At 75.1% G+C, this 16,059-nt stretch carries 15 protein-coding genes; 7 read left to right on the forward strand and 8 right to left on the reverse strand.

The features are described 5' to 3' along the window. Positions 1-88 precede the first annotated feature (88 nt). Positions 89-685, reverse strand: coding sequence for a methyltransferase family protein (locus tag ACZ42X_RS24580; RefSeq protein WP_468294002.1), 597 nt, complete (start codon positions 683-685; stop codon positions 89-91). Between the two features lie 46 nt (positions 686-731). On the opposite strand from ACZ42X_RS24580, the gene ACZ42X_RS24585 reads away from it, so the two are divergent. Beyond that, positions 732-1,286, forward strand: coding sequence for a GNAT family N-acetyltransferase (locus ACZ42X_RS24585; RefSeq protein WP_468294005.1), 555 nt, complete (start codon positions 732-734; stop codon positions 1,284-1,286). Between the two features lie 47 nt (positions 1,287-1,333). On the opposite strand, the gene ACZ42X_RS24590 is transcribed toward ACZ42X_RS24585, so the two are convergent. From ACZ42X_RS24590 to ACZ42X_RS24605, 4 genes are all read right to left on the reverse strand, one after another. After that, a complete protein-coding gene (locus ACZ42X_RS24590) occupies positions 1,334-2,110 on the reverse strand; it encodes an SAM-dependent methyltransferase (protein ID WP_468294008.1) in 777 nt (258 codons plus the stop codon). 44 nt (positions 2,111-2,154) lie between these two features. After that, positions 2,155-2,406 carry a hypothetical protein gene (locus ACZ42X_RS24595; protein ID WP_468294011.1) on the reverse strand — a complete coding sequence of 84 codons (252 nt, stop codon included), beginning with the start codon at positions 2,404-2,406 and terminating at the stop codon, positions 2,155-2,157. Between the two features lie 185 nt (positions 2,407-2,591). Next, complete coding sequence (locus ACZ42X_RS24600; RefSeq protein WP_468294014.1) at positions 2,592-5,699, reverse strand: sacsin N-terminal ATP-binding-like domain-containing protein; 3,108 nt, start codon at positions 5,697-5,699, stop codon at positions 2,592-2,594. 283 nt (positions 5,700-5,982) lie between these two features. Then, positions 5,983-6,906 carry a DUF3027 domain-containing protein gene (locus tag ACZ42X_RS24605; RefSeq protein ID WP_468294017.1) on the reverse strand — a complete coding sequence of 308 codons (924 nt, stop codon included), beginning with the start codon at positions 6,904-6,906 and terminating at the stop codon, positions 5,983-5,985. A gap of 291 nt (positions 6,907-7,197) precedes the next feature. Between ACZ42X_RS24605 and ACZ42X_RS24610 the strand changes: the two genes are divergently transcribed. From ACZ42X_RS24610 to ACZ42X_RS24625, 4 genes are read left to right on the forward strand one after another with little or no spacing between them, the layout of a single operon-like run. Further along, positions 7,198-8,559 carry an MFS transporter gene (locus ACZ42X_RS24610; protein ID WP_468294020.1) on the forward strand — a complete coding sequence of 454 codons (1,362 nt, stop codon included), beginning with the start codon at positions 7,198-7,200 and terminating at the stop codon, positions 8,557-8,559. Between the two features lie 27 nt (positions 8,560-8,586). Next, positions 8,587-9,072, forward strand: a complete 486-nt coding sequence (locus ACZ42X_RS24615) for a DUF2771 domain-containing protein (RefSeq protein WP_468294023.1) — start codon at positions 8,587-8,589, stop codon at positions 9,070-9,072. Positions 9,073-9,074: 2 nt separating this feature from the next. After that, positions 9,075-9,848 carry a futalosine hydrolase gene (locus ACZ42X_RS24620; RefSeq protein ID WP_468294415.1) on the forward strand — a complete coding sequence of 258 codons (774 nt, stop codon included), beginning with the start codon at positions 9,075-9,077 and terminating at the stop codon, positions 9,846-9,848. Positions 9,849-9,850: 2 nt separating this feature from the next. Next, entirely contained in the window at positions 9,851-10,678 is an 828-nt protein-coding gene (locus ACZ42X_RS24625) for a 1,4-dihydroxy-6-naphthoate synthase (RefSeq protein WP_468294418.1), read from the forward strand. A 16-nt stretch (positions 10,679-10,694) separates the two neighbouring features. Here the strand turns inward: ACZ42X_RS24625 and ACZ42X_RS24630 are convergent, their stop codons facing one another. Beyond that, positions 10,695-11,078 carry a cold-shock protein gene (locus ACZ42X_RS24630; protein ID WP_361417367.1) on the reverse strand — a complete coding sequence of 128 codons (384 nt, stop codon included), beginning with the start codon at positions 11,076-11,078 and terminating at the stop codon, positions 10,695-10,697. A 160-nt stretch (positions 11,079-11,238) separates the two neighbouring features. On the opposite strand from ACZ42X_RS24630, the gene ACZ42X_RS24635 reads away from it, so the two are divergent. Beyond that, on the forward strand, positions 11,239-11,511 hold the full coding sequence (locus ACZ42X_RS24635) for a hypothetical protein (RefSeq protein WP_361417364.1): 273 nt from the start codon (positions 11,239-11,241) through the stop codon (positions 11,509-11,511). Here the strand turns inward: ACZ42X_RS24635 and ACZ42X_RS24640 are convergent. Both ACZ42X_RS24640 and ACZ42X_RS24645 read right to left on the reverse strand, forming a co-directional pair. Next, entirely contained in the window at positions 11,466-12,143 is a 678-nt protein-coding gene (locus tag ACZ42X_RS24640) for an HAD family hydrolase (RefSeq protein WP_468294027.1), read from the reverse strand. The two genes, ACZ42X_RS24635 and ACZ42X_RS24640, sit on opposite strands and share 46 nt — an antisense overlap. Positions 12,144-12,193: 50 nt before the next feature. After that, positions 12,194-13,099, reverse strand: a complete 906-nt coding sequence (locus ACZ42X_RS24645) for a hypothetical protein (protein ID WP_468294030.1) — start codon at positions 13,097-13,099, stop codon at positions 12,194-12,196. 41 nt (positions 13,100-13,140) lie between these two features. Here ACZ42X_RS24645 and ACZ42X_RS24650 point away from each other — a divergent pair, with 41 nt between their 5' ends. After that, positions 13,141-15,876, forward strand: coding sequence for a helicase-associated domain-containing protein (locus tag ACZ42X_RS24650; protein ID WP_468294033.1), 2,736 nt, complete (start codon positions 13,141-13,143; stop codon positions 15,874-15,876). The last annotated feature ends 183 nt before the right edge of the window (positions 15,877-16,059 follow it).

Raw genomic sequence — 16,059 nt, forward strand, 5'->3', positions numbered from 1 at the left:
GCGCCCTGCCGCCGCATGCGGGGCGGTCGTGCGGCCCAGGTAACCGGGCATGAGCTCCGCACCCCGCTCCGTCACCGGGTCCGACGGTTCACCAGACACCGGGGACGAGACGTGCGGTGCGGGCGGCGTACTCGGCGTACGCGGGGCCCAGCGCGGAGATCAGGACGGCGTCCTCGGTACGGATGCGGTAGAGCATCCCGGCCAGGGTGCCGCCGACCAGGACGAGGTGGGCGGGTGGGTGGTCCAGGCCGAACCCGGCGCAGGCGATCATGAGCAGCCCTCCGGCGTACGAGGGATGCCGCAGGTGGCGGTAGGGGCCGGTGCGGATCACCGGCTGGCCGGGACGGACGTCGACGGTGCCCCTGAAGTGCTCGCCCAAGGTGGCCACCGCCCAGTGGCGCAGCGCGATCCCGGCCCAGACACCGGGCAGGGCGATCAGCGTGTTGGCCGCGCGGTCCCCGGTCATGCGGGCGGAGGGAGCGCGGCGCATCAGGACCGCCGCGCCGGCTTCACCGAGGACGATGGCGCCGAGCAGGACGTACGTGCTGCGCCGGTCCCGCGCGAGCGGCTGGGACGGACGGAGGCGGTCCTGGCGCCGCCGGCGCAGCGCCCACCTGGCCTCCAGGCCGTACTCCAGCGCCGCCGTGGCGCCCGCCAGGGTCCAGGCGAGGGCGGCTTTCGACACTCCGGACGCCGGCTCCGGTGAGGGTTTCCGAAGGGTGAGGCGAGAGATGAGCGAGGTACCGGGCATGGGGAGTGGTGTTCCCTTCCGTCCTTTCCAGGACAGCGAACTCGCAATGCTGGACCGGGCGCTGAACGACCCCGACGTGATGGGGCAGTACGCGTGGACCGGCTGGTCGGGCCACACGTCGACGCTGCGTCAGCGGTGGGAGACGAACCGGCTGCTGTCACCCGAGCTCGGCATGCTGGCCGTGGTGCGGGGGGACACGGCCGTGGGCGCGGTGACCTGGCGCCCGGTGGCCTACAACGGGGTGTCGCAGTGCTGGAACATCGGGGCCTACCTCCTGCCGGAGGCCCGCGGGCGCGGCGTGATGTCGAAAGCGGGCCGCGCGCTCGTGGACTACCTCTTCACGCACACCCAGACGCATCGCATCGAGGCGCACGTGGAGGTCGGCAACAAGGCCGCGCGCCTCTGCGCCGAGCAGGCGGGGATGGTCTACGAGGGCACGGCCCGCGGTGCGGTCTGGCGCGGGGGCGGCTGGCGCGACATCGAGGTGCTGGCCGTGGTGCGCGGCGACGCCCGGCCGGCGCCGGCGGCCGGCTGAGGTCGTCGCCGGGCGCCCGGCGACGACCGACACGTGTCCCCCGCCCGTCAGCGGCGGGCGGCGAGGCGGCCCAGCAGCTCCCGGTCGACGGGCCGCGGCGGCAGGGGCGGCACCACCAGCGTGGAGGCCGCCGACAGTGGGGTGTCGGGGAGCTCGGCCAGGGGAACGGTCGTCGTGCGCGGCTCCGCGGTCACGTACGGCGATGCCTCGTAGACCGTGACCGGGTGATCGGGACCGTAGGAGGCGGCCAGGGCATCGGCCAGAATCGTGACGCCGGGACGCGCGTCGTACCCGGGGTCGCGGTCGATCATGCCGATCACACCCACCTGCCACAGGATCAACAGGCCGGTGGGGTCGAAGACGCGGTGGCGGATCAGGAAATCGGTCGCCTCCAGGCTCTGACAGCCCCGCTCTCCCGGGTCCAGGCCCAGGTCGGCGAAGAGCCAGTCCTCCGCGGAACACGCCGGCAGCATCCGCGCCGCGATGCCCTCCTCGCGCGCCCGCCGGATCGCCTCGTGCCCGGTGTAGGCGAACACCCCGGGGTGCCCGTACAGGGCCACGCAGACGAACTGGTCGCGGCGCAGCTCGGACAGGATGTGGTCGACCATGTCCTCGTACGAGGCGTTACGCGGCTTGCCGACGGCGTAGTGGACGTCGAGCGTCTCGACCGAGGCGTTCAACTTCTCGATGTGGCGGGTGACCAGAGGGTCCCCGATCAGGCACAGCACCTTGTCGGCCTGTTCCAGACAGGCCCGTGCTTCGACGGTGAGGTCGCCGATGGCCCGGAATCCGGTCCCCACGACGACCAGTTGCGCATTGTCCATGGTTTCCCTCACCGGACCACCGACTCCCTCATGCATGGGCTCGCTCACGCGCCGGACGGAACCTCGTCGGGGTTGAAGATGATGACGACGAGCACCGCGTGGGCCTCTTCCTTGACCCGGCTGTGCTCCGCCAGCGCGGTGCGCATGCGCTCCACGTCACCGGAGACCACCGCCTCGCGCTCCGAGGCGGTCAGGGCGCTGTCGGCGACGTACGCCTCCGCCGAGCGGCGGAAGGCGTGCTGGCGGCGCGGTTGGGTGACCAGTTCTTCCATGAAGTCGGCTACTGCGGCAGGCATGTTCGCTCCTTGGTGTGGGGGGATGGAACGCCTACCAGCCCACCACAGGCAGGGCCTGAAGTGGGCTATTAAGGAGGTAAACCGCATATATGAGTGAAGTCCGGACCCGGGCTTCGGCCAACGCCTGACGACCCGTTGGCGAAACGGGTCGTGGCGCCCTAGTCGAACCAGCGGTCGAACGCGTCCTAGTCGAACCAGCGGTCCCGCGCCAGCTCCTCCGTGCGCGACGGGTCCTCCAGCAGCGCCGCCACCTCGAAGCGGCGCGGCCACTGGCCCGCCGCCCACGCCAGGCCCGCCGCCACGCCCTCCAGCGTCGCGGCGTGGACCGTGCCGTCCGGGGTCCGGAGCCAGTCCAGCTCCACTCCCCCGGCGCGCAGCTCCTCGTGCTCGACGTACGTCTCCGGGGTGCCGGTCCCGAGCAGGGCGTGCACCGACTCCGGTACGTCGTGGACCTCGCCCTCCGAGGTCACCTCGGCGTCCACGGCCTCGCTCAGCCGCCGCACCTGGAACAGCTCCGCCAGCTCCGCCGCCCGCGACGGGGCCACCGGCAGCAGCGCCCGGCCCCCGGCCAGCGGCAGCAGGTCGGGCGCGTCCGCGACCAGCGCCTCCGCCGCGTCCACCACCCGCACCTCGCCGTCGACCACGGCGCGCAGCTCGTCCGGGAGGAGCGACACCTGCTCCGGGTCGAGGTCCGCGAGCGCGGTGTACAGGCCGTGCAGCTGGGCCGCGTCCACCTCGCGCTCCGGGTCCGCGAGGCGCGCCAGCAGCTCCGCCGCGCCGCCCGGCTCCTCCAGCAGCGCCGCGACCGACGTGCGGACGCCCAGGGCGCGCAGCACCTGCGCGTCCGCGAAGCCCGTCGTGTCGACCCCGTCGTAGAGGCCCTCCAGCAGCGGGTCGGCCCCGGCGGCCCGGAGCCCGGCCGGGCGGCGGCCGTCGAGGACCGGGTGGCCGCGCAGCCACCACGCCGTGTAGGAGCGGACGGTCTCGGTCGTGCCGTCCGGCAGCAGGATCCGCACCCGCTGGGTGAGCGCGTCCCGCAGCGGCGGCTGGGCGAGCAGCGCGAGCGCCTGCGGCCAGGCGTCGTCGTCCACCAGGTCCAGGTCCCGTACGGCGACGATCTCGGTCGCCACCGGCGGCACGGGCGTGTCCGGCAGCCGGTCCAGGACGTCCTCGCACCACACGTCGACGGCGTCCAGCAGGCCGACGTCGTCCGGCTCGGGGAAGTCGCCCTCACGCGGCTCCACTTCGTCCGGGTCGAGCACGACGTCCGTGGCGCGGACGAGCGCGAAGTTCGCCAGCACCCCGCAGGCGGCGAGCGGCTGCTCGCCCCAGCGCTCGGCCAACTCCGCGTCCACCAGCGCCAGTTCGTCCTCGCGCATGACCGAGGCGAAGGGGCTGCCCGGCAGGACCAGTTCGCTCGCGGGCGCCAGCTCCCCGTCCTCGTCCGGCAGCGCCAGCGCGCCCAGCCACGGCTCGTCGCCCGGCTCCAGGCCGGCTTCCCGTACGAGCGCGAGGACGGCGTCCGCGAGCTCGTCCGCGTCGGGAGCGTCCTCGTCCCAGACGTCTTCGGCGTCCAGCGAGGCGGCCACCGCCGCCCGCACCTGAGGCGTGGTCAGCACCGCGCGGGGCGTCGCCGCCACCGCGCCGAGCTTCTCCAGGACGGGGTGCGCGGCGTCCGGGTGCGCCACCTTCAGCCCCAGGCGCGTGAGGTCCACGGGCGTGTCCGGCAGCGGCAGCAGCACCTGGCGCGGCCCGATGGCCGTGCGCCCGCCGACCAGCGGCACGGGCAGGCCCGTCAGCCGGTCCGGGTCCACGCCCGCGAGCGACTCGTACAGCCGGTGCCACCACTCCGGCGCCCGCTCCACGCCCGCCAGCCGGTCGATCGCCTCGCCCAGCGGCAGCCGCGCCACGCCCAGCGCGCGCAGCTCGGTCCGGCGCTCCAGGCCCGCCGGCAGCAGCGTCGGCAGCACCTCCGCCAGGACGCGTACGGTCTCGGCGCCCGCGCCCTCCACGACCTCCGCTTCGAACGGGCGCAGGGCGTGGAGCTCCTCCGACGGGGCCGCCGGGGCGAGGAACGCGACGCGCGGCAGCAGCTCCAGCACCGCGCCCCGGATCGCGCCGTCCAGCACGCCCTTGCCGAGCGGGCCCGGCACCAGGTCGATCGTGCCCGTCGACACGGGCCGCCAGTCGGCGAGCAGCTCGGCGTACGCCTCCGCCGTCCGCCGCACCAGGAAGTCCGTCAGCGGCCCCGGCGCCGGGTGGCGGCGCGTGGTGTCCAGCGGGAAGGAGGCGATCAGCAGCGCCGGGATGCCCAGCGGCTCGTCCGTCGGCGTCGGCGCGTGCACGACGGGCGCGGTGCGGGGGCGGACGGGTGCGCCCTCCTCGTCCACGGGCACGGCCCAGGTGAGGGACCAGTGCGGCCGCAGCCGCTCCTCGACGGGCCGGTCCTTCAGCAGGTCGGGTGCGATGGCCCCCTGCCGGCTGACGGTCCGCCAGCGGTGCGTCCCGGTCTCGCTGTCCTCGATGTGCGTGTACCCGTCCCGCCGCGTACGGGTCAGGACGCGGCTGCCACCGGGCGTCTCCACGACCACCTCGGTGAGGCCCGGGAGCGTCAGCAGCAGCGCGTCGTCGACGCCCGCGAGCAGCCGCTCGACCAGGTCCACGGCGGCCGCGTCCCGCAGCGGCAGGATCACCACCGTGTCGTAGCCCTCGGGCGCGGTGCCCTCGGCGGGCATCGGCAGGCGCAGCAGCGGCACGTGGCCGTCGCGGCGGCGCAGCTCGTCCCCGAGGCCCGGGCTGGCCTTCGCGGCGTCGGCCGCCATCTCGCGCGCCTCGCGCAGCGACCAGCGCACCCCGCCGTGGCGGCCCACCACCGCGGGCTCGTCGCTCACCGCGAGCACGGCGGCGAAGCCGACGCCGAAGCGGCCGACCGCGCTCTCGTGGCCCTCGCGCTTGGCGGACGCGCGCAGGGTGGACAGCGACTCGACGCCCGTCGCGTCCAGGGGCGCGCCGGTGTTCGCGGCGACCAGCACCGCGCGGCCGTCGCCGGCCGGGTCCGGGTCCGCCGGGTGCAGCGTCAGCCGCAGGCGGCCCGCCACGCCCGCGCGGGCGGCGGCGTCGGCGGCGTTCTGGGCGAGCTCCACCACCAGGCGGTCCCGGTAGCCCCCGAGCGCCAGGTCCTCCTCGGCGTTGGCGTCCTCCCGGAACCGGGCGGGTGCGGCGCCCCAGGCGTCGAGCACCCCGCGCCGCAACCGGGCGGTCCCGAACGGGTCGGCCGCGCCTTCGGTCGCCATGGCCCTCACGCTCACGTCGTGCTCCGCTCTCGTGGACTGTGCCTGTACGGGGCCCGAAGGTACCGCGTGAGAGCGATCTGAAGCGTGGCAGGGCCTAGGGCTTGTCTTTCGGATCAGGCCGGATCAGGGAGCGGGGTCTGGTGCCGTACATCGCAAGGCGGAGGAGGGAGCCACTGCGGAGCAGTGGCGACCGACGACAACGCGGCGTGGGGGCACCCCCAGGCGAAGCTCTGGGGGTGCGGTGCCAGGGCACGCGAGCCCGGCAAGATCCGGAAGACAGGCCCTAGCTGTGGCCCAGGTCCTCGGAGGCGGCGTCCGGCGAGGTCGCCGGGACGGAGCCCTCGTCACGGGCCGGGCGCAGCGGGAACGCGTCGGCGCCCATCGAGTCGAGGACCGGCGGCGCGGGGCGCGGCGGCTTCGGCATGACCGCGGCCTCGGAGTGCCCGCCGCAGCCGTACCCGAGGGACACCACGCGCCCGTCGGCCGGGGAGAACTCGTTGGCGCAGACACCGAACGCCAGCCGCAGCGAACCTCCCAGCGGCACCAGGAAGCCGCAGCTCGCACAGGAGGCCGGAGCCGCCTGGGCCATCGGGGTCTTCGCGCCGAAGGACTCCTCCCAGCGGTCGGCCGCGACGTGGAGCCCGTACCGCGACAGGACCCGGGCGCGGCGCATGCCGAGCTCCTCGGCCACGGCTGCGATGGCGCCCCGCGAGGGCGTGCGGGCGACGAACTCGGCGTCCTCGGCGGCGGCCAGCTCCGCGACCTCCTCGGAGACCGGGGAGTTCGGCGGCGGCTCGTCCTCGCCGGTGTAGCCCGGCTCCAGGCGCAGGTCGTCCTGCTCCGTGGGCAGCAGGTCGCCGGGCCCGAGGTCCCCGGGCCGCAGGCGCTCGCTCCACGGCACCCACTCGGGGGCGAGGAGGGCGTCCGAGCCCGGCAGCAGGGCCACCTCGTCGAGCGTGACGTTCTTGGCGCGGGAGGCGCGGGCGACGGTGACGGCCCACCGCCAGCCGCGGTAGCCGGGTTCGTGGCTCGCGAAGAAGTGGGTGACGACCCGGTCACCCTCGGCGACCACTCCCGCGTGCTCTCCGACGACGCCCGGCGCGGCGACCTCCTCGGCCGCCTCCCTGGCGAGGTCTACCGCCTCCGCGCACAGCCGGTCCGGGGCGGGGGTACGCGCAGTACGGCTTCGCGTCGTCGCAGCACTCACAGGTCTCGCTTCTCTCCTACGCCGTCTCACAGATGCGCCGGCCGAGTCGCGATGTTGGGCGGCGGGCGGAGCGGACCGGGGGACCGCATCGACGTCCGCGCCCGACGTTTCCGTTTCCCGGGCACACCTATCGTCATCCATTCTGCGGGATGCCGAAGAGGCGCGCGGCCGAGAACAGCCGCCGGTGGCGCGCTACGCACGCTACCCCCTCCGCAGCCCGCCGCCCACCTGCCCGCCCCAAGTAGCCGTCATACCGGTTCATCGAAGTGGCACGTGGGGCACTATGACGGGGTGGCAGCCGCGAGGTCGTCCTCCGACGCGTCCGACGGTGCCGGGCCGCTCCGCAGGGCGGCCGGGCGGGTCGGCCGTGCGCTGCACCTGCCCATCACGGGCACGGCGCGCGGCATCCGGCGCGCCACGCACGCCCAGGGCGCGGGCGAATCGGGCCTGGGAAAACTGATCGAGCTGCACGCCATCAACGGCGCCGGTGACGTCATGATCACCGTCGCGCTCGCCTCCACCGTCTTCTTCTCCGTGCCGACCGACGAGGCGCGCGGCCGCGTCGCGCTGTACCTCGCCATCACCATGGCGCCGTTCACGCTCCTCGCCCCCGTCATCGGCCCGCTCCTCGACCGCATCCCGCACGGCCGCCGCGCGGCGATGGCGGGCGCGATGCTGACCAGGGCGGTGCTCGCGCTCACCATGTCCGGCGCCGTCGCCACCGGCGGGCTGGAGCTCTACCCGGCCGCGCTCGGCGTGCTCGTCGCGTCGAAGGCGTACGGAGTCGTCCGCAGCGCCGTCGTGCCGCGCCTGCTCCCACCGCGCTTCTCGCTCGTCAAGGCGAACTCGCGGGTGACGCTGGCGGGCCTGCTGGCGACGGGGGTCGCCGCGCCCGTCGGGGCCGGGCTGCAGCTGCTCGGGGAGCGGTGGCCGCTGTACGGGGCGTGCGTGCTCTTCGTCGGAGGAACGTTCCTGGCGCTGTCGATGCCGCACAAGGTGGACTCGGCGCGCGGCGAGCGCAAGGCGCACATCCTGACCCACGGCGAGCGCAAGCCCAGCCTGCGCACGGTCGGGCCGTCCGTCCTGCACGGCCTCCAGGCGAACGCCGCGCACCGCGCGCTCTCCGGCTTCCTGATCTTCTTCCTCGCGTTCCTGCTGCGCGAGCACCCGCTGTCCGGGCAGAGCGCGGCCGTCTCGCTCGGCATCGTCGGCGTCGCGGCGGGCGTCGGCAACGCCTGCGGCACCGCGATCGGCGCCTGGCTGCGGGCCCGCGCGCCCGAGGTGATCGTCGCCACCATGCTGACGCTGGCGCTCACCGCGGCGGTCGTCGCGGCGGTGTTCTTCGGCGGCGTCGCGGTGGCGGCCCTCGGCGCGGTCGCCGGCCTGTCGCAGGCCCTGTCGAAGCTGTCGCTCGACGCGATGATCCAGCGCGACGTGCCCGAGGTGGTGCGCACGTCGGCGTTCGCCCGCTCCGAGACGCTGCTCCAGATGGCGTGGGTGGTCGGCGGCGCCATCGGCATCGCCCTGCCGCTCAACGGCTCCCTGGGCATGTCGGTCGCCGCGGCGATCCTCGCGGCCGGCGCGCTGATCACGGTCCGGGGCCTGCTGTCGGCGGCCCGGCACGGCGGCACGCCGCACCCCCGCGTGGCGTGATGCGGGGTGGCGTATAGCCTTCGAGCCATGACCGTTGCGTTCATTTCCGGTAGGGCCCGCCGGGCCGGCGTCGCTCTCGGTGCCGTCTCCGCGGGACTCCTCGTCCTCTCCGCCTGCGGCGAAAAGCCGACCCCGCTCGCGACCGTGACGGTCGGGTCCGACTCCGTGCACGCCGAGGCGACCTGCTACAACGACGGCGAGCCGATCAAGGAGTCGGAGATCCAGAAGTGCCTGGACAAGAAGTCCGGCAAGACCATCGAGGTCTCCCTGGACGACCGGATCCGCTTCGGCGTGGACCCGGAGATCGCCGAGAACGGCTGGACGCTCTTCATCGGCGGCCAGCAGGCCGAGCAGGAGCCCTTCAAGAAGACGTACCGGACGATTCCGGCGAACGCCTTCCTGTCGAGCCAGACCGGCGAGATGTCCAACACCGCCCAGATCAGCATCGTCGAGACGACCGGCAAGAAGCTGACGGGCATCTGGCACTTCGAGCTGAAGAAGGCCACGTCCTGACGCTGCGCTTCCTCGTCGTGACGGCGGTCCCGGCGGAGGCCGAGGCCGTCACGCGCGGCCTGGCGGGCTTCGCACCGCCGGGCCCGCCGCGCCGCCTGCGCTCGGGCCACACGGTGTCCCACACGCGGTGGGGCGGCCTGTACGGCGTCCCGGCGCCGGGAGCCGCGGATACGACGGTGCCCGACGTCCTCGTGGACGTCGTGGCCGCCGGGGTCGGACCCGCGGCCGCCGCCGTGGGCGCCACCAGCGCGCTGGCCTCGGCCCCGTACGCGTACGACCTCGTCGTCTCGGCCGGGATCGGCGGCGGCTTCCCGCCGCACGCGCCGCTCGGCGCCGTCGTCGTCTCCGACGCGATCGTCGCCGCCGACCTCGGGGCCGACACGCCCGGGGGCTACCTCACCGTCGAGGAGCTGGGCTTCGGGCGCTCCGTACACCGGCCGCCCGCCGGGGTGACCGACCGCATCGCCGCCGCCCTGCGCGCGGGCGGGCAGCGGCACGTCGTCGCGCCCGTCCTCACCGTGTCGACGGTGACCGGCACCGCCGACCGCACCGCCGAGCTGGTCGCCCGCCACCCCAAGGCCGCCGCGGAGGCGATGGAGGGCTTCGGCGTCGCCGAGGCCGCCGCCGCGCACGGCGTCCCGGTCGTCGAGCTCCGCGCCGTCTCCAACACCGTCGGCCCGCGCGACCGCGCCGCCTGGCAGATCGGCCGGGCGATGGACTCCCTGCGGTACGCCTTCGAGCTGATCGCCACCACCGTCTTCCTGGAGGACCTGTGAGGATCGCGTACTCGCCCTGCCCGAACGACACCTTCGTCTTCCACGCCTGGGCCCACGGCCTCGTCCCCGGCGCGCCCCCGCTGGACGTGACCTTCGCGGACATCGACGTCACCAACGGCATGGCGGAGCGCGGCGAGCTGGACGTCCTCAAGGTGTCGTACGCCGTGCTGCCGTGGGTGCTGGACGAGTACGCCCTGCTGCCGTGCGGCGGCGCGCTGGGCCGGGGCTGCGGCCCGCTGGTCCTCACGCGCGAGCCGGGCGCGGACCTTCAGGGCAAGACGGTCGCGGTGCCGAGCGAGCGCTCGACGGCGTACCTGCTGTTCCGCCTCTGGGCGGCGGACGTCGTCCCCGCGGGCGTCGGCGAGGTCGTGGTGATGCCGTTCCACGAGATCATGCCGGCCGTACGGGACGGCAAGGTCGACGCGGGGCTCGTCATCCACGAGGCCCGCTTCACCTACCAGGACTACGGCCTCCACCGCCTCGCCGACATGGGCGAGCACTGGGAGTCCACGACGGGCCTGCCCATCCCGCTCGGCGCGATCATCGCCAAGCGCTCCCTGGGCGCGGACACGCTGCGGCTGCTCGCCGAGTCGGCGCGGACGTCGGTCCGGATGGCCTGGGACGACCCGGAGGCGTCGCGCGCGTACGTACGCGCACACGCCCAGGAGATGGACCCGGCGGTGGCCGATCAGCACATCGGCCTGTACGTCAACGAGTTCACGGCCGGCCTCGGCGAGGACGGCTACGCGGCGGTGCGGGGCCTGCTCACCCGCGCGGCGGCCGAGGGACTTGTCCCGCCCCTCGGCCCGGACGCGCTGTCGTTCGTCTGAGTTCTACACGTCGTTCTTACACGTCGAGCTGGTCGGCGACCGCCCGCAGCAGGCCCGCGATCTTCTTGCCGTGGGCCTTGTCGGGGTAGCGGCCCCGCTCCAGCATCGGGGTGATGTTCTCCAGGAGCGTCGTCAGGTCCTGGACGATCGACGCCAGCTCGTCCGGCTTGCGCCGCTGCGCGGCCGCCACCGACGGCGTCGGGTCCAGGACGATCACGGAAAGCGCCTGGTCACCACGCTGGCCCGCCACGACGCCGAATTCCACACGCTGGCCGGGCTTGAGGGCGTCCACCCCGGCAGGGAGCACCGACGAGTGCACGAAGACGTCGCCGCCGTCGTCGCGGGAGAGAAAGCCGAAGCCCTTCTCGCTGTTGAACCACTTGACCTTGCCGGTAGGCACGTCTGTCCTCGTCCTCGTACTCGATCTGGCGCCATGAAATGGCTCTGGATAGCACTACAGCGGGTCGCCCGGACCCGCCGAACATCAAGGCTAATGGTCCGTGGCCTGGTGACAAGACGTCTCTGGTTTGTTCCTCCGGCCGGGGAACTACCCTGGCCGAATGCGTAGTGAAACCCCTGCGAGCAGCGCCGCCCCCGGCGACGGTCTCGTCCGCGCCGGCGGGATCGTCTTCATCGTCGGCGCCATCGCCACCCTGGTCACGGTCGCGCCCCTCTTCCTGGGCACGGACCCCTTCCCCCCGGTGGCATACGCCGTGTGCATGCTGATGGGCGTCGGTTTCGTCATCGCCGCGGCCGGGGTGCTGCGCTCGATCGCGGCGCAGCGCCGTCAGGCGAAGTCGGCCGCCGAGCCGACCGCCAAGCCCGCCCTGTAGGCCTCCCACCAGGCAGGAAAGGCCGTCAGGTCGTCCAGGACGACGTCCGCGCCGGCCGCCCGCAGTTCCTCGGCCCCGCAGGGGCCGGTGGGTACGGAGACGGCGAGCGCCCCCGCCGTGCGGGCGCCGCGTACGTCACCGGTGTGGTCCCCGACGTACACGCTCGCGCCGTGCTCGCGCAGCGCCTCGGCCTTGGCCTCCGCCCACAGCCAGCCGATGACCGCGTCGGCTTCGATGCCGAGGTGGGTGAGGTGGAGTTCGGCGTTCGGCTGGTGCTTGGCGGTCACGACGATGGCCCGGCCGCCCGCCGCGCGAACGGCTTGAATCGCATCCCTCGCGCCCGGCATCGCAAGCGTCGGTTCGATCGCGTACGCGGGGTAGAGCGCGCGGTAGCGGTCCGTCATCTCCTGGACCCGGTCCGCCGGGAACCAGTGCGCCATCTCCAGCTCGAGCGGCGGCCCGAGGCGGGTGACGGCCAGGTCGGCGTCTATCCACACGCCGGTCTCGGCGGAGAGCGCCCGGTAGGCGGCGTGGATGCCGGGGCGGGAGTCGATCAGCGTCATGTCGAGGTCGAAGCCGACGGTGAGCGGGGCGGCGAGCGGGGCGTTCGGGTCTGCGGGCATGGGGGCCATTGTGCCGGGCGGCGGCTTCCGGCCACCTGCCCGATCCCCGGGGGCGGGGTTCAGGCGCGGCGCGAGCGCCAGGCCAGGAACAGCGCCGACGCGAGTGCCGCGCCCCGCACCACCCAGGGCCACGTCTCCGACACCGCCTCCCCCATCGCGCCCGCCGCGAGCGGCTCGCCCCAGCGGCCCTCCGTCCGCCCCCACAGCCACACCGCCGCGCCCGCCGCCACCAGCCCCGGCAGCCACATGACCGCCCACTTCGCCTCCGTACGGCTCAGGCGCCGCGAGCCGTACGCGAGGAGCCAGCCGCCGGCGAGCGGGTACCAGGAGCCGAGGACCGCGCCGGCGAGGAGGAGCGCGGCGGCGAGCAGCAGGAACGGGTTGCGGATCCGCGCCGGGGCCTTCGCCGGCACGGCCGTGGCTGCGGGCGCGGGCGCGGGCGCCGCTTTCGCGGGCGTACGGCGACGGAGCAGGCGCGGGAGGCGGCGGCCCTTCGCCGGGGCTTCGGAAGCTTCCGAGGCTTCCGGGGTTTCCGGGGCGTCAGGGGCCTCGGGGTCCTCGGGCGCCGGGGGCTTCAGCATCTCCGGGATCTCGACGCCGCCGTGGAAGCCCGCCGGTACGTCCTCCACGCGCCACCAGTCCGGCTGGATGTCGCCCGACCCCACCTCGTCCGTGCCCGCCAGGTGCGGACTGCCGGCCGGGTCCGGCGTCTTCGCCGTGCGCTGCGGCGGCACGGTCAGCTGCCCCGAGGACGCCGCCGCCACCACTTCGTCCGGCGTGCCGAGGCGCGTCAGGATCCGCCGCACCGCCTCCGGGCTGTCGCCCTTCGCCCGCCGCTGCTCGATCTCGCCGCGCAGCGACGCCACGAGCCGCATCCGCGCCTGGGAGGGCAGCTGTTGCCGCTGGGCCAGGTCACCGACCCGGCTCAGGTAGTCGAAGACCAGTTGGTCGCTCTCGATCCCCACGTCCCGACGTTAGCGTGCGCGCAGGGGCTAACGTGGTCCGGATGGGGACCGATGGCAACGAAGGCAAGGGCGTCACGGCGGCTCCGCGCACCCTCGCGGAGGCGCTCCGCGCACGCGGTGACGAGGGACTGGCCGTGCTGCTGCGCGCCCGGCCGGATCTGCTCGTGCCCGTACCGAACGACCTGACCCAGCTCGCCACGCGCGCCGGTACGCGCGCCTCGGTCGTCCGCGCGCTGGAACGGCTGGACCGGTTCGCGCTGCAGACGGCGGAGGCGCTGGCGGTGGCGCCGGACCCGGCGCCGTACTCCGTGCTGCTCGCCCTCATGGCGGGCGACGAGGGCGACCCGGCCGTCGAGGCGGCGCTGCCGGGCGCGGTCGGGCTGCTGCGCGACCAGGCCCTGGTGTGGGGCGACGACGAGCGGCTGCGACTGGTGCGCACGGCACGGGAGTTGCTCGCGCCGTCGTCGCAGCACGCGTCGCCCACCGGGCTCGGCCCGACGGTCGCGGAGGCGACGGCGGGGATGTCCCCCGGGCGGCTCCAGGAGATCCTCGCGGCGGCCGGCCTGCCGACGACACACGATCCGGTGTCGGCGGTGGCGGCGTTGACGGCGTTGTTCACCGACCGGGAGCGGATGGGCGCCCTGCTGGACACGGCCCCGATGGAGGCGCTGGCGGTGCTGGACCGCCTGGTGTGGGGGCCGCCGTACGGCGAGATCACGCCGAACCCCGCGCCGCCGGTGCGGTGGCTGCGGGAGCGGGGGCTGCTGCTGCCGGCGACCGCGCGCACGGTGGTGCTGCCGCGCGAGGCGGCGCTGCACCTGCGCGGGGGGCGGGCGCACCGTACGCCGGAGCCGGTGCCGCCGGCGGTCGCGGCGGCGAAGGAAAACCGTCCACAGGTTGTGGACAGTACGGCGGCCGGTCAGGCGTACACGACGCTGGCGACCGTCGAGGAGCTGCTGAGGGAGTGGAACGAGGGCGGTCCGGCCGTGCTGCGCGCGGGCGGCCTCTCGGTACGGGACCTGAAGCGGACGGCCGTCGCGCTGGACGTGTCGGAGCCGATGGCCGCCTTCTGGGTGGAGCTCGGGTACGCGGCCGGGCTCATCGCCTCGGACGGCGAGGCCGACGAGCGGTACGCGCCGACGCCCGCGTTCGACGAGTGGCTCGAGCTGCCGGCCCCCGAGCGGTGGGGGCGGCTGCTGGCGGCGTGGCTGCCCGCGACGCGGACGCCGGGCCTGGTCGGCGGCCAGGACACGAAGGGCCGTACGCTCTCGGCGCTCGGCCCCGACCTGGACCGGGGCGCGGCCCCGGAGGTACGCCGCCGGGTCCTGGCCCTGCTGGCGGAACTCCCGGCCGGGGCGTCCCCGGACCCCGACACCCTGCTGGCCCGGCTGCGCTGGGAACGCCCGCTGCGCGGCGCGGCCGCGTCGGGGACGGACCTGCGCGCCCGGCTGGCACGGTGGACCCTGTCGGAGGCGGAGCTGTTGGGCGTGACGGGCCGGGGAGCGCTGTCCACGCACGGCCGGGCGCTGCTGCCGGAGGCCGTGCCCCCGGCTCCGGGTGAGGCGACGGACGCCGGGGGGACCGCCGGAGGAGCGGGCGCGCCGGGCACGGGCACGGGCGCAGGAGCGTCGGGCACGGGCGCGCCGGCCGCGGGAGCGCCGGCCGCGGGAGCGCCGGGCACGGGCACTGGCGCAGGAGCGTCGGGCACGGGAGCGCCGGGCGTCGCAGGCGCCGGGGCCTCGCAGCATGCCGGGCACGGCGTCGCCTCCGAGAACGGGGTCTCCGTCGCGGAGGCCGCCGCCGGGGCCGTGCGGGCCGCCGCGCTGCTCGCGCCGCTGCTGCCCGAGCCCGTCGACCACGTACTGCTCCAGGCGGACCTCACCGCCGTCGCCCCCGGCCCCCTCCAGCGGCCCCTCGCCGACATGCTCGCCGTGATCGCGGACGTCGAGTCCAAGGGCGGCGCCACCGTGTACCGCTTCACGCCCGCCTCCGTGCGCCGCGCGCTCGACTCCGGGCAGGCGGCTGCCGACCTGCACGCCTTCCTCGCCGCGCACTCCCGCACGCCGGTCCCGCAGCCGCTCGCGTACCTCATCGACGACGTCGCCCGCCGCCACGGCCACCTGCGCGTCGGCGCCGCCTCCGCCTACGTACGCTGCGACGACGACGCCGTCCTCGGCGAGATCCTCGCCGACAAGCGGTCGGCGTCCCTGCGGCTGCGGCGCCTCGCGCCCACGGTGCTGGCCGCGCAGGCCGACCCGGCGGCGCTGCTGGAGGGCCTGCGGTCCATGGGCTTCGCGCCGGCCGCCGAGTCGGCGGAGGGAGACGTGCTGGTCACCCGCGCCCACGCCCGCCGCACCCCGCCCCGGACGCCGCCCGCGCCGGTCCCGGACGGCCCGCCGCTGCCGGACGCCACGCTGCTCGGCGCGGCCGTGCGGGCCATCCGCGCCGGTGACCAGGCGTCGTCGGTGGTGCGCAAGGACACCACGGACCAGGGCGAGGGCGAGGACGGGGCCCTGGGCCGGGAACGGCACGGCGGCCAACTGCCCCGCACCTCCGCCGCCGAGACCCTCGCCACCGTCCAGGCCGCCGCCATGACCGGCTCCGCCGTCTGGATCGGTTACGTCAACGCCGACGGCGCCGCCAGCCAGCGCGTCATCGCGCCCGTACGGGTCGAGGGCGGCTTCGTCACGGCGTACGACCACACGGCGGACGAAGTCCGCACGTATCCGCTGCACCGCATCACGGGTGTGGCGGAGGTGGCGGAGGACCAGCTCTGACCGTTTGAACGGTCCGGCGCCGATCATGCGCCGGGCCGGTCGGATTACCACTCCGGGGTGAGCGAATCCGCACCCCCGGGGGACTTTCCGCATCCTCTCGGCGTGGCACGGGCAGCCACGGGGCGGTCCCGCTCCTCAGCCCAGCCCTCTGCGACCGGTCCCCACCGACGTCCGACCGGTGCG

The organism is Streptomyces sp. NPDC030862 (genome assembly GCF_055571835.1).

Coding starts and splice junctions, on each gene's coding strand:
- ACZ42X_RS24590 (WP_468294008.1), bottom strand. CDS start 2,110: ATGGACAATGCGCAACTGGTCGTCGTGGGGACCGGATTCCGGGCCATC.
- ACZ42X_RS24650 (WP_468294033.1), top strand. CDS start 13,141: ATGGGGACCGATGGCAACGAAGGCAAGGGCGTCACGGCGGCTCCGCGC.
- ACZ42X_RS24595 (WP_468294011.1), bottom strand. CDS start 2,406: ATGCCTGCCGCAGTAGCCGACTTCATGGAAGAACTGGTCACCCAACCG.
- ACZ42X_RS24585 (WP_468294005.1), top strand. CDS start 732: ATGAGCGAGGTACCGGGCATGGGGAGTGGTGTTCCCTTCCGTCCTTTC.
- ACZ42X_RS24600 (WP_468294014.1), bottom strand. CDS start 5,699: ATGGCGACCGAAGGCGCGGCCGACCCGTTCGGGACCGCCCGGTTGCGG.
- ACZ42X_RS24640 (WP_468294027.1), bottom strand. CDS start 12,143: ATGGCCCCCATGCCCGCAGACCCGAACGCCCCGCTCGCCGCCCCGCTC.
- ACZ42X_RS24635 (WP_361417364.1), top strand. CDS start 11,239: ATGCGTAGTGAAACCCCTGCGAGCAGCGCCGCCCCCGGCGACGGTCTC.
- ACZ42X_RS24615 (WP_468294023.1), top strand. CDS start 8,587: ATGACCGTTGCGTTCATTTCCGGTAGGGCCCGCCGGGCCGGCGTCGCT.